Below are 13,285 nucleotides of genomic sequence, written 5' to 3' on the forward strand. Positions count from 1 at the left end.
TCAGCGCACGCTGCGCGTGAAGTCCCGCGCGACGATGTGCAGGTCCGTGAGGTTGTGACCGGTCGGCCCCATCTCGACGCGCGTGCCGAGGGCGCGGTGAACGGCGGCGTCGTCGAAGCGCGCGAGCGCCGCGTCGATCGCGCGGTCTTCCATGGCGGCCGCTGCCGCGCTGGCGACCACGGCGCCCGCGCCGCCGGAGCTGCCGTCGGCGCCGTCGGACGCCGCGCAGAGGAGCGCGACGTCCGGCGGCAAGCCGCGCAGGGCGGCGAGCGCAATCCAGCCCGCGCGGCCGCCAGCGCCGCGCTGGGCCGGCAGCGAGAGCGTCGGCTCGCACGGGATCACCGCCGCTTCACCCGGGGCGAGGCGGCGCGCGAGCGCGAGGCGGCGCTCCACGATCGCGCGCGCGTCGCCTTCCTCGGCAGGGGCGGCGACGGCCCGGAGCCCTGTCCGGGCAGCGAGGGCGGCCGCCACGCGCTCGGCGAGCCGGTCCGGATCCGCGAGCATGCGCGCTTCCAGGAGCTGTGCGTCCGACGGCTTCAGCGACTCGCTGAGCGCGGGCGCGAGCCGCGAGAGCCGCGGCGCCCAGCGCTCGAGCGCTGCGAGCGCCTCCTCCACGCGCGTCGGATCGGGGACGGTGGGGCCCGAGCTGATGTCGTGGGGGAGCCCGCGCACGACGTCGCTCATGAGCAGCGTCAGCACGCGCGCGGGGGCCGCCGCCGCCGCGAGCCGCCCGCCCTTCATCCGCGACAGGTGGCGCCGGACGAGGTTGACCTCCTGGATCGGGGCGCCCCCCTCGAGAAGTGCGGCCACGAGGGCCTGCTTCTCCGCGAGGGACACGCCCGCAGGCGGCGCCGCGAGGAGGGCGGAGGCGCCGCCGGAGATGAGCGCGAGCAGGAGGTCGCCGGGCCCGAGCGCTGCGGCGACGGCGAGCGCGGCCTCGGCCGCCTCGACGCTGCGCGCGTCCGGGATCGGGTGCGCCGCGCGCATCACGCGCAGCGGGCGCAGCGCGGCCTCCTCTGGGTTTGCCGGCGCGCTCGGCTGATCGCGGGCGGGGACCGCGGGCGTGGCGACGGTGACGGCGAGCCCTCCGGTGACCCTGTCCCCCCAGCTGCGGAGCGCGCCCCTCGCCATCCCGAGCGCCGCCTTGCCCGCCGCGACGACGAACACGCGGCCGCCGGGCGCCACGGCCTCGGCGTCGAGCGCGCGCTCGACGAGCCTTGCAGGATCGAGCTCCGCGAGCCCGTCGCGGAGCGCCGTGACGAGCGCCGCGCGCAGCCCGTCGAGCGCTGCGCTCACGGGCCCGTCGCGCCCGCCGCGCTGCCGCTCGCCGCCACCTGCGCGGGGGCGCGGCCTCGGGCGAAGGAGCGGTCGCCCGCGTCGACGAGGTGCACCCGGAGGACGTGGTGCCAGCTCAGCGTGACCGACAGGAGCGCCCGCTGCGCGTCGCGCAGGCCCTCGGCGCCCGCGAGCTCCGGCCCGCGCCAGCGGAGCGCACCCCGCAGGCCGAGGAACGGGCCCGTGGCGCGCCCCAGGAGGGGCACGTCGAGCGACAGCGCGAGCTCCAGCCCCGGCTCCGGCGCGATCCCGGCGCCAGGCGGCGCCTCCCAGAAAGAGCCGACGCCGAGCGCGACGGAGTCGATGAAGAGGTCGAGCCACGGCGGGCCGTGCTCCAGATCCTTCGCGTACCGGGCGAGGAAGAGCGGCTGGAGGAAGACGCCGCCCGCGATCGAGCGCGCGACGGGCGAGCCGTCCGCGCCGAGCGCGTCGGTGTAGTGCGCGTACAGCCCGGCGGTCTCGAGGTAGACCGCGGCGCCGCGCGCGCAGAGCGCCGGGCCGCCCGCCGCGAACGAGGCGCCTGCGCCGGCGCGCAGCTCGAGATCGCCGTCGAGACGGCCGTAGGCGCCGTCGTTCTCCGCGCGCGCCGTCGACGTCACCGCGAGCGCGGCGAGCGCGGCGAGCGCCGCGGCGCCTGCGAGCGCGGCGCCGCGGGCACGGCGCTCGCGCGCGGGCTCGAACGAGCCCCGGGGTGCCTTGTTCCAGGTGGTCATCAGCGAATCAGCGCCTCCCGCACCGCGTCCCGCAGCTCGGGCGCGAAGAGGATCCGGGTGCGGGTCATGGTCTCGTTGCGCAGCCGGTCCAGCAAGAAGGACACCTCGGCGGGGCGCCGCGGTCGTCCTCTCGGATAGACGACCAGGAGCGACTCGTCCTCGGCGTAGGGCGTGTCCTCGGCGACATCGACGCCGACGTACACATCCGGGTCGAGTCCCGCGCTTTGCGCGATCCCGCGCACCCTGTCCAGCGCTTCCGCGCGACGCGCGTCTCGCTCGACGAGCCCCTCTCCGGGCTCGGGGAACAGCTCGAGCGCCTTGAAGAGCGAGCGCACGCGCAGGCGGCGGGCGAGATCGGCCAGCACGGGATCGGGCGCCGCCTCCCACGCATGGATCGCCCCGAGCAGGACCTGATCGTCGAGCTCCATGTACTGCCCGAGCGTGGGCATCTCGCCGCAGGCCATCGCGGCGACGGCGGCGGGCACCTCGGGGATGCGGTCTCCAGCGGCCAGCCGGGCCACGACGCGCCGGAGGATGGCGCCGATCATCCACTCCGCGCTCCGCGTCGTCTTGTGAAAATAGACCTGCTGGAACATGAAGTAGCGCGCGAGCAAGAACGACTCGATCGCGCTCATCCCCTTGGTCCCGTCGATGGCGAGCGAGGGCGCAGGCGGGGCAGACGCGGCGCCGCCGCCGGGCAGCTCCACCTGGACGTCGCTGAACCGGAGGCTGCGCAGCAGCCATGGCAGGTCGTACTCGCCGTAGCGGACGCCGGTCGCGTGCGCGTCGCGCAGCAGGTAGTCGCAGCGATCGACGTCGAAGGTCCCGCTCACCGCCTTGGCGAGGTAAGGCAGCTCGTGTCGTCCGCCGATGAGATCGGCGACCCGCTGGGGCAGGTAGGGGTCCTGTCGTACGAGCACTTGGTGCACGTCCGAGGAGGGGTCGAGCAGGATGCGCTCGGTCCAGCGCTCGTGGTGGATCGCGCCCGGCATCGCTTCCTCGAAGAGGTGCGAGAGCGGGCCGTGGCCGAGATCGTGCAGGAACGCTGCGGCGATCGCGTCGCGCGCGCGGTCGCTGGTGACTCTCTGCCAGAACGGGAGGTCGCGGTCGATCTGACGGAGCCTCGCGATCAGGAGGCGCATCACGTGCGCGGCGCCGAGCGCGTGCGCGAAGCGGGTGTGCTCGGCGCCCGGGAAGGCGAGCGACGTCAGCCCGAGCTGACGGATCCGCCGCAGCCTCTGCACCTCGCGGGCGCCGAGCAGGCGTGGAACTATCGCCGCCTCGCCGCTCTCGAACTCGATGAGGCCGTGGACCGGGTCGCGCAGGATCAAAACAGGTCTCCGCGCGACTTCATGGGCCCGGCGGGCGCCGGGTCACTCAGGAGTCGCCTGATCAAATCGAGCTGCGCGCGCGCATGCGTGGTGGATGGATCGACGCTTCGGGCGTGCGGTGTAGTGCACAGCATGGTGCGCCTCGAACAGGGGCGAGGAGTCAAGGACGGGAAAACGAGGAGGTGTGCGACGTTCCCACGCGAGCGCACGGGAAGGCAAGCGCGGCTCGTCGCGGAGCTGCCCTCGTGAGCATTCTGGCGCCCCGTCGCCACCTGCCGGCGAGGACGACGAGCGGGCGATACGGCAGCGCCGCGACCGCGGCGCGCGACGGGAGCCCCGCCGCGGGAGCAGGCGCGCCGGAGCGGAGTCCCGCGGTGAACGTCGCGTGGGAAATGTCGAACGCTGAACGCAAAGATGTGTCTCCCAGGGCGTCGTCCAGCGCGTCGGACAACCGGCGCTGGGCGACGCGTCATGCGCGGGTCCCGCGCCGCATCACCGCGAACGTGCCGACGCAGGCGAGCCACGCGGGTGCACGGCGAGCGCGTGCGAGCGCGTGCGAGCGCCTGCGCGTCGTGTGCAGATCGTGCCTCGCGGCGCGCGCCGCGAGGCGCACGCACGAAAGCACGCGCGGAGCGCGCTGCGAGCAACGCGAGTGGCGCAATGAAGACACGTCGAGACAGCGAGGTGCAGGGCGAGGTGCGGGTGAAGCGTCGCGATGGTCGTGAACGAAAATGAGAACGGAGGAGGAAAGTGCTCGATTTCTTGAAGCTGGACGAGCATCCTGGTGTACGTTAGGAGGCTGGCTATTCCGCTGGTTCACGTGGGTCATTGGATATCCGGGAGATAGTTCGAGAACATGACCATGACCAACGGACGACAGTCGGGGCGGGGGCATCCTGCAGATGAGGAGCTAGGTCGGGTGACGCGCGAATCCGGAGGCATGGCGAGCAGTGACGAGGCTGAGCTCGACGAGTCGCCGAGGCGGCTCGACGCCATCCTCCGTGCCCTTCCCGAGTCGGAGCTCAAGGGCCTCATCACGCGGATGGGGATCCGCATCGACGCGGCGAAGCGCATCGACGCCCCGTCTCAGGCGGCGCGCGCGCTGGTCGGCCTCCCCGACGTGCGCGACCCGTCGCGGCTCCCGACGGCCAGCCGCGAGCTGCTCCACCGCATCGCCGAGGCGGGCGGCGTGCTCGTTGTCCCCTCGCTCCCGGCCGGGCTCGAGCCGCTCATCGCCCGCGGCGTCGTCTACGCGCGCAAGACGGACGAGGGCATCGAGCTCGTGCTCCCGGCGGCGTTCCTCGTCCAGCTGAAGAGCTGGGAGAGCGAGGATCCGCGGGCGATCCGGGCGCTGCTCGCGCAGGCGCCCTTCGAGACGATGAGCGCGATCGCGACGCATTACCTCGGCCGCCCGGCCACGCCGCCCATCGCGCTGTCGCTCGAGGTCGCGTGGGAGACGCTGAGCGATCCGGAGAAGCTGCGAGAGGAGATCGATCGCCTGGCGCCCGTCGAGCGCCGTCTGCTCGAGGCCATCGAGTCCGTTGGCGGTGAGGTCGACACGCAGGAGCTGCTCGATCTGGAGCGGGAGCCGATGCGCCTCCGCAGCGCGAGCGGGGTGACGGCGAGCCGCCGCGGGGCGGGCTTCGCGCTCGAGCGCCGCGCCTTCCTCATCCCCATCCACCCGAACCGGCACGTCGTGCCGACCGAGGTGGCCGCCATCGTCGGCGCGGATCGCCGCCGGATGCGCGAGAAGCGGCGCGAGCAGATCCGCTCGTTCGTCATCGAGGAGGACCACGCGCCGCGGCGCGCTCGCTTCGCCTCCGATCCGGGGATGCTCTCGCTGGCGCTCGCGTACTGCGTGCGCGAGCCGGGCAGCGACGTGCGCCCCGGCGTCGGGACGCCGCGGTCGCTGCTCGTCCGGCTCGCGCAGCGCTTCGGGCGCGACGTCGAGAGCGTCGCGCTCGTCGCCGCGCTGTCGCGCGCCGTCGGGCTCTGGGACGCCTCGGCCGCCTCGCCGGCCACGCCGCCCGGCTCGCTCCAGGTGCAGGACCTGACGCCGCTCCTGTTCACGACGTGGCGCCGCGGCGGCGCGTGGGACGAGGCGCGCGCCGAGCGGGAGGTGCTCCGCGTCGCGTCGGACAACCGCGACGCGAGCCCGATCAGCGCGCTGCGCGAGATGGTGCTCGACGCGCTGCACGATCTCGGCGAGGGCCGCTGGGTCCCCTGGCAGTCGCTGCAGGGCTACCTCGCGGCCGACGAGCGGATCGCCGGCGTCGAGCGGCTGGTCCGCCGCTGGGCCGAGCGCGCCACGGTCGAGGCGCCGGAGATCCCCGAGATCACGCGGCGGATCGCGCTGGAGTCGCTGCCGGCGCTCGGGATCATCGATCTCGGTGGGGCCGAGGACGCGGCCAGCGCAGATCTGGCGCTCCGGCTGACGCCGCGCGGGCGGGCGCTGCTCGCGGGCTCTGCGCCGAGCTCGGACAACGGCAAGAGCAAGTTCGTGGAGGCCCACGCGCTGCGCGTCGGCACGGCCGCCAAGGTCTCGGCCGTCCTCGGGCTCTCGGCGTTCGCCGAGATCGGCCGCGTCGGCGATCAGGTCGATCTCCTGCTCACGCCGCCGTCGATCGCGCGCGCGCTGTCGGTGGGCCTCGACAGCGACGCCCTGCGCGCGCGCATCGAGGCGGTCGCGCCGCTGCCGGACACGATCTCGCGCATGTTGATCCAGGCGAGCGTCGTGATCGGCAAGGCGAGCTTCGTCGGCGCGTCCGGCTTCCTCTGGATCGAGGATCCCGAGATCCGCGAGCTGCTCCGCACCCGGAGGCCGGCCGCCGAGATGTTCGTCGACCCGTCGCCCCCCTCGGGCTTGCTGATCGAGGCGGGGGTCGACCTGGAGCGCCTCATCCGGCGCTGTCGCGCGCTCGGCGTCGAGATCGAGGCCGACGTCGGCAACCTCAAGGCGACGCGGCAGCAGACTCCGGCGCACGGCACCGAGGGGCCGCACCGGACCTCCTCGACGGCGAACATGCGCCGCTCCAGGACCCCGCCAGCGCGCACCCGCTGAGCCCGCTTTCATCCGGCGCCGCGCGAACGTGAGCGCGGACCGGCGCCGCGAGGGCGCGAGGCCGGCGTCTGGGCCTCTCCCGAGGAGCGAGGCGGCCTAATGCGGTCCTGGCCGATCGCGCAGGCGCTGCGCCGTCAGTGCACCATGAGCGCGGGCGGGCTTCAAGTGGAGCTCGCTTGCGCCTCTCCCGCGCCTTCATCCCACCCAGGCGCTGTTTTTTCGCAGCACTTTGCATTCCTGCGACGTGAGGGGAATCGCTTCGGAGAAGCGCGACGTGTATACCTAAGCTCGATGGCGCGCTCCTCTGGTGAGCCGGACTCGACCGAAGGAGAAGAATCGGTCGGCCCGGAGACGGCTGCGTTTCCGCTCGGCGCGGGGGAACCCAGGGCTGACAACGTCTACACGATCGCGCCTGGCACCGTCATTGCGCGCAAGTACCGCGTCGAGCGCACGATCGGCCGTGGGGGCATGGGCCTCGTGGTGGAGGCGCTGCACCTCGATCTCGATACGCGCGTCGCGATCAAGTTTCTGCTGCCGGAGTTCATGTCGTACACCGAGGCGGCGGAGCGTTTCATGCGCGAGGCGCGCACCGTCGCCAAGCTGCAGACGCACCACGTCGTTCGCGTGCTCGACGTCGCCGCCCTGGAGAGCGGCGAGCCGTACATGGTCATGGAGCTGCTCGACGGCGAGGACCTCGCGTGCCACGCCGCCGAGGCGGGCACGCTCGCGATCGGCGAGTGCATCGATCACATCGTCCAGGCGTGCGAGGCGCTCGCGGAGGCGCACGCGCTCGGGATCGTCCACCGCGATCTGAAGCCGGCGAACCTGTTCCTGACGAAGCGCCCCGACGGCGCTCCGCTCATCAAGGTGCTCGACTTCGGCGTCTCGAAGATCCTCACCGGCGACACGGGCAACGTCTCGCTCACGCAGACGACCACGATCCTCGGCTCGGCGCTTTATATGTCGCCCGAGCAGATGCGCTCCTCGAAGAGCGTCGATCCCCGCACGGACATCTATGCGCTCGGCGTGTGCCTCTTCGAGATCATCGGCGGCAGGCCGCCGTACGTCGCCGACAGCTTCCCGGAGCTGTGCGCGAAGATCTACACGTCGCCGCCCGAGCCGCTCCAGGACCTCCGCCCCGAGGTGCCCGAGGGCCTCGTCGAGGTGATCGAGAAGTCGATCGCGCGCGAGCCCGAGGATCGCTACCAGTCGATCGCGGAGTTCGTGCAGGCGCTCGCGCCGTACGCCGCGCCGGGCACGCGCACGACCATCGCGGGGATCCTCCGCCTGCACGCCGCGGAGCTCGACCTGCCGCCGGCGGCCTCGCGCGCGGCCATGTCGAGGACCATGTCCCGCGCGTCGCGCACGAGCAGCGGCGGCCCGTCGGTGAGCGACAAGGGCGCGCGCACCGCGGGCTCCGCGCCGCCGGCGGAGGAGGCCCCGCGCCGCGGGCGCTCGCTGCTCTACGTGGCCGTGGGGGCCGTCGCCGTCGCCGTGGGCGCGTGGGGCGCGCTCCAGTTCCAGCGCAGCCGGTTCGCCATCGGGGAAGGCGAGGCGACGGCGCCGCCGGTCGCGTCGTCGTCGAGCGAACCAGCGGTTCCCGTCGACCAGGCGGCGCCGACCCAGGCGCCGGACACCGCGGTGGCGACCCCGAAGGTCGTGCCCGCGGGCGATCCGGAGGCCGCGGTGGCGACCGCGGCGGACGCGGGCGCAGCGGATTCGGGCGCTGCCGACGCGGGCGTCAGCTCGAGCGAGCCGGCGGCGGACGGCGGGGCCGGGTCGGCTGCAGCGGGGACGGCGGCGGCGAGCGCCGGGCCGAGCAAGCCGCCCCGCGGGCGAGGGCGCGGACGCCAGACGGGGGGGACAGGGGCGGCCTCCGGCGACGATCCGGATCCGCCGCGCACCGTCGCGCCGGCCGCGACGGTGAACAGCGATCTCTCGATGGAGACGTGCTTCGCGACGATGCCGGACGGCACCAAGAAGGTCGTCCCCTGCAAGTGACGCGCGGTGAGGCCGCGCGCCCGCCGCCCGATCACGCCGGCACCGCGGCCGGGTCGCCGAGGATGGCGCCGGTGAAGCTGGGGCGCAGGTAGAAGCCGCGCGGCATCGCGGCGATGAGCTCCCCGTCGCGCCCGAACGCGAGCGTCCGCGAGCGCCCGCTCGCGGCCTTCGGTCGCACCTGGAGCCAGCGCCCCGCGTGCGCGGTGAGCGCCTCCACGGCGCCGATGCCGATGAGCCCCATGAGGTCCTCGAAATCGGCGCGCAGGACGCGCTCCTGCGCCTCCGTCGGCCGCCAGAGCCGCGGGGCGCCGAGCCGCCGCTCCTCGCTCGGGCGGCCCGGGGCGGCGACGATCGGGACCCAGAGCACGCGCGCGAGCTTCGCGCGAGCGCGCGACGTCTCCCACTCCGCGCGATCGGCGTCCGACAGCGAGATCGAGCAGACGAACGTCGACTCCTGCGGCGCTCCGGCCACGTCGACGGGGATCGTCTTGAGCTCGATCCCGAGGTGGGGGAAGTCGGGCCTCGACGTCGAGCCGGCCGACGCGCCGAGGGCGCGCTCGACGAGCGCGCCGGCCGCCCCCTTGGTGCGCACGCCGCCCCGGGGCACCGCGCGCTGGAGCGAGCGCGCGAGATCGGCGAGCGTCATGCCCGTCAGCGCGTCCGCCCTGGAGCGGAGCTCGGCTTCGTCGTGAGGCGGTTCCGGCGCGGAGCTCAACGACGCCGCCCTTAGAACATCGCCCGGCGCGACTCCAGCGCTCAGCCGCGTCCAGCGCGCTCGAGATAGGTTGGCCGCCGGGGTGCGCCGGGACGTCGATGGGAATCGAGCAGCGCTGACCCGGAGGCCATGGCGGCCTGATACGCGGCCCCCCCGAACGCGCCGCCAAGAAATAGCCTACTGCTTAAATCCCGACTTGAGCCGAGAGAATTCAGAGGAAAATCGGGTCAGGAATTTCCTGTACGATTTTTCCGCGGTGCAACGCCGTGGTGCCGCACAGCCCGTCCGTCGTCGAGTGGCCATCTCAGATCGGCGAGCTGGCCGGTGATGCGGAGCAGCATCTCGCGCAGCGAGGAAGCCGTCGCCCGGTCCCGCGGACTGTGTCGCAGACAGGCGTACATGAACGCCGCGATATCGGCGGTCCTCGGATCGTCGGCGAGGCGCTTGACGGGTGCGGGGAGCCCGTCGTGCGTGACGTGCGCCGTGATGAGCGCGACCTCGGTGGGCGCGTCGAACAGCGTCCTGCCGGTGAGGATCTCGTAGGCGAGGCAGCCGAAGCTGTAGATGTCGGCCGTGAGCGGGGTGGCGGTGACCCCGGGCGGAACGACGCCCCAGATCTCCGGGGCGCCGTAGCAGCCGGTGGCGCAGCCGGGGCGGATGTGGCGGCCCGCCAGGCCGAAGTCGACGAGCACGGGCTCGCGCCCGCCGCGCAGGATCACGTTGGTGGGCTTGATGTCCAGGTGCCCGACGCCGACGGCGTGCATCGCTTCGAGCCCGGCGAGGATGCCGTCGAGCAGCGCCACCGCGGTGCGCGAGGTGAGGCCTCGAGCGTCGAGCAGCTTGTCGCAGCGGATGCCCTCGATGAGCTCCATCACGAGGATCGGCTTGGGGCGCGCCCCCGCGTCGAACGTGACGAAGCGGGCGATGTTCGGGTGATCGGGCAGCGAGAGGAGCGCGCCCGCCTCCTCCCGGAACAGGCGGAGGAAGTCGGCCTCCGAGACGCTCCGGGCCGCTGTGTGATCGTACTCCGGCACCTTGAGCGCGAAGCGCTCCGCCGCTGGATCGTGCCGCTCCTCGGTGCGGGTGACGACGAACACCGTCCCCAGCGAGCCGCCGCCGAGCTGCCGGTGCACGTAGAAGCCGCCGAGCGTGCGCCGGCCCGGCAGCCACGCGGGCAGCGGCTGCTCGGGCAGGGCGGCGCTGCCCGGCGCGCTCGAGCGCCGGACGGGGAGCCGCATGGCGCGCGGGACGACGAGGGCGACCACATCGGCGAGCGCGGCCGGGATGCTCGCGCGCACGGCCGAGACGAGCGCCTCGACCGGCGCGGCGACGCTCGGCTCGGCGTCCTCCTCCTGAAGCGCTACCTCGATGGCGACGCGCAGCGGCTCGGTCGCGCCGGCGGGCGCGGAGGCGGGGTGCTCCCCGCAGCGCCGGCGGGCGCCGGCGGTCAGCTGCGCGAGCCGCGCCAGGGCTTCCTCGAGGGCGCTGAGCGGCGAGCCGCTGGCGTCGCCGTCGCCCGCCGCGGTCAGCGCGCTGAGCGCGCCGGCCGTGTTCACCGCCCCGAGCGCGCGCGCGAGGCGTGCGAGCGCGCCGCGCACGATCTCGGTGCGCTGCGACGCGCCCGCGGGCAGCGCCGCGACGAGCGCGTCGAGCGCGGCGATGCGCTCGAGCGTCGCCCGCGCGCGCTCGGCCTCGGCGAGCTCCGCGTCCAGGGACCCCTGCCGCGTCGACCGGACCGACACCGCGGCGTCGCTGTCCGGCGCCCGCCCGCCGCGCGCGCCGCCGTCGCGTCCGCCGCGCGCGAACCGCGCGTAGGCGCGCAGCAGCTGGGCGACGTCCGGGTGCATGCTGGCCTGGCCGAGCACCTCCAGGTCATCGGGGTCGCCGCCGCGCATCGCCGCGTGCAGGAAGATGTCGGCCGCGTCGGCCGCCCCCTCGCGCACGAGCGCGTCGAGGCCGCGGGCGACGGACGCGGCGATGGCGCGGCGGAGCGACGAGCCGCGGTCGGCGCGCAGCCGGTCGAGGAGCACGCTGATGGCGCCGGTCCAGCGGGCGAGGACGCGCGCCTTGAGCTCGGGCTCGCCGCCGAAATCGGTGCTCTCGCCGTCGATCAGGTGGATGAGCGCGCGGAGGTTGCGCTGGTGCACGGTCGCGTGCTGGGGCGGCCCGCTCACCCGCGCGGCGGACCCTTCCGCGCGGAGCAGCCAGCGGGCGAGCCGCTCGTCGAGATCGTCCAGGGAGGCGACCCCGGTCGAGTCCTCGCTCGGCCGGCGGTTCAGGAGCAGCAGGCTCTTCAGCAACCCGGAGCCGAGCAGCTCCGCGTCGACCTCGCGCACGAGCCCCACCGCCGCCCTCCGCGCGGCGGTGCTCTGCGCGTCGTCGAGCTCGGAGAGCTCGATCTCCTCGAGCGCGCCCACGACCTCGGCCGCCAGCGCGTACGCCTCGAGCGCGCGGCCGTGAGCCTCGCGCGGGCCGGTCTCGACGAACGCGGCGACGGCGCCGTCGAGCGCGCCGCGCAGGAGCGCGACGCCGGCGCCATCCATCGAGAGGTCCCGGTGGACGACGCGCGCGAGCGCCGCGAGGCCGTCGTCGCGCAGGTGCGCGCTCGGCGGCGCCTCGAGCGCCTCCTCGAGCGCGCGCGCGCACCGCGCCGCCGCGCGGGCGCCGAGCGGCTCGCCGCGGCTCGTCGCGCCGCGGAGCTCGCGCCGCAGCTCGACGATCGCCTCGGCCGTCGACATCGGCGACGCGCGCGCGATCTCGTCGAGCAGCGCGTCGGCGGCCTCGGGCTCCGCGTCGGCCGCGACGGGCAGCCCCCACGTCATCGCCGTGGCGATGCCCGGGTCCGCCGCGAGCAGCGGGCTCCGCAAGAGCTCGACGGCGCGGCCGAGCGCGCCGTCCGGATCGACGGCGACGCTGGCGGCGAGCGACGCAGCGCCGCGCCGCCACTCGGTGGGCGAGAGATCCTCGGCCAGCAGCGCGCGGACCTCGTCGGCGAAGTCGGGCAGCACCCCCGCGAGCAGGCCTCGCGCCGCGGCGACGTGGCGCCAGACGAGCGGCTCGCGGTCGGCGAGGAGCGTCTGCCACGCGAGCGCGATGCCGTCGGCGCTGCGGTCGAGATCGCGCCGGCGCCCCTCGCTGACGTTGCGGAAGAGCCGGAGCGGCAGGTCGTCTCCTTGCATGGCCCTGCGGGTCGCCTCGCGGGCGGCGCGCTCGAGGAGGCGCGCGGCGAGGCGCCGATCGGGGAGCGAGCCGGTCGAGGGCGCCGCGATCCAGTCGCGCGACAGCTCGCGCCGCGACGCGAGCAGGAGCGCGAGCGGATCGACAGGGATGTCGGCGCCGGCGGGGAGCCAGAGCGAGAGCATGACGCGCGCGCGGATCCCCGCCCCGGAGAGGCCGCGGGCCGAGCCGGCGGCCATGCGCGTGGCGAGGGCGACGAACGTCGCCGCGTTGCCGGCGTAGAGCTGGCCGAGCACGCGCCGGCCGAGCTCGCGCCGCTCGGGCCCGTGCGGGAGCGCTCCGGCGATCTCGTAGAGCGCCACGCTCGCGGCGGCCGGCGCGAGCCAGCTCAGGTCGTCGAGCAGCCCGTCGGCCATCGCCGTCTGGACGCTCCGCAGCAGTCCATCCGGGCTGAGCGAGTCGAGCGGGGTCGAGCCGTCGAGCGCATCGATGAGGGCGATCGACGCGACGGTCTGCCGGAACAGCGCGCGCCGGACGTTCGGGTCGTCGTGGGACGTGAGGTCGACGAGCCCTTCGAGGTATTCCGCGCGCGGTCGCATCGGCAGGTTGCGCAGTCTAGCGCGACGGCGCGCTGGCCCACCGCCCACGCCGCAGCAATCCTCGCGCGTCATGGAACCTCCCACCTCCGTCCGCCGCTCGCGCCGCTCCGCCCGGCACCGGGAGAGCTACCTCCCCCTACGATGATCGGAAGCGCCGGGGGCGCGCCTCCCACGAGCGCGATCTGGCCTCGCCCGGTGACCACGCTGTGGACAGGGCCGAGGGGGCAACGCCGTTGCCGGTCGATTCCAGGCGCGCTCAGGCGTGATCGGCGCCCCCGGCGCGCTCGCCGCTCTCGCGTCCGGCCGCCTGGGCCGCCGGCGCGCGGCGGAGCGCTCCGGTCGCGCTGAGCGCT

Annotated in this window: 7 protein-coding genes; 2 read left to right on the forward strand and 5 right to left on the reverse strand. The window is 74.7% G+C overall.

What is annotated here, in order from left to right; translation table 11 throughout:
• The 3 genes from WME85_RS17935 to WME85_RS17945 are packed head-to-tail and all read right to left on the reverse strand — an operon-like array spanning position 1 to position 3,379.
• Complete coding sequence (locus WME85_RS17935; RefSeq protein WP_437839778.1) at positions 1 to 1,296, reverse strand: DUF4147 domain-containing protein; 1,296 nt, start codon at positions 1,294 to 1,296, stop codon at positions 1 to 3.
• Positions 1,293 to 2,048, reverse strand: a complete 756-nt coding sequence (locus WME85_RS17940; protein ID WP_437839779.1) for a hypothetical protein — start codon at positions 2,046 to 2,048, stop codon at positions 1,293 to 1,295. The genes WME85_RS17935 and WME85_RS17940 overlap by 4 nt, the downstream gene beginning before the upstream one ends.
• Positions 2,048 to 3,379: an HD domain-containing protein gene (locus WME85_RS17945; RefSeq protein ID WP_437839780.1), complete on the reverse strand. Its 1,332-nt coding sequence runs from the start codon at positions 3,377 to 3,379 to the stop codon at positions 2,048 to 2,050. The genes WME85_RS17940 and WME85_RS17945 overlap by 1 nt, the downstream gene beginning before the upstream one ends.
• A 940-nt stretch (positions 3,380 to 4,319) precedes the next feature.
• Here WME85_RS17945 and WME85_RS17950 point away from each other — a divergent pair.
• Together WME85_RS17950 and WME85_RS17955 are read left to right on the forward strand one after the other, a co-directional pair.
• A complete protein-coding gene (locus WME85_RS17950; RefSeq protein WP_437839781.1) occupies positions 4,320 to 6,440 on the forward strand; it encodes a hypothetical protein in 2,121 nt (706 codons plus the stop codon).
• A 291-nt stretch (positions 6,441 to 6,731) separates the two neighbouring features.
• Entirely contained in the window at positions 6,732 to 8,441 is a 1,710-nt protein-coding gene (locus tag WME85_RS17955; RefSeq protein ID WP_437839782.1) for a serine/threonine protein kinase, read from the forward strand.
• A 31-nt stretch (positions 8,442 to 8,472) separates the two neighbouring features.
• Here the strand turns inward: WME85_RS17955 and mutH are convergent, their stop codons facing one another.
• Together mutH and WME85_RS17965 are read right to left on the reverse strand one after the other, a co-directional pair.
• Complete coding sequence (gene mutH, locus WME85_RS17960) at positions 8,473 to 9,156, reverse strand: DNA mismatch repair endonuclease MutH (protein WP_437839784.1); 684 nt, start codon at positions 9,154 to 9,156, stop codon at positions 8,473 to 8,475.
• A 227-nt stretch (positions 9,157 to 9,383) separates the two neighbouring features.
• Positions 9,384 to 12,932, reverse strand: a complete 3,549-nt coding sequence (locus WME85_RS17965) for a protein kinase domain-containing protein (RefSeq protein WP_437839786.1) — start codon at positions 12,930 to 12,932, stop codon at positions 9,384 to 9,386.
• Between the last annotated feature and the right edge of the window lie 353 nt (positions 12,933 to 13,285).

The organism is Sorangium sp. So ce1153, from assembly GCF_051521595.1.
Taxonomy (GTDB): Bacteria; Myxococcota_A; Polyangia; order Polyangiales; family Polyangiaceae; genus Sorangium.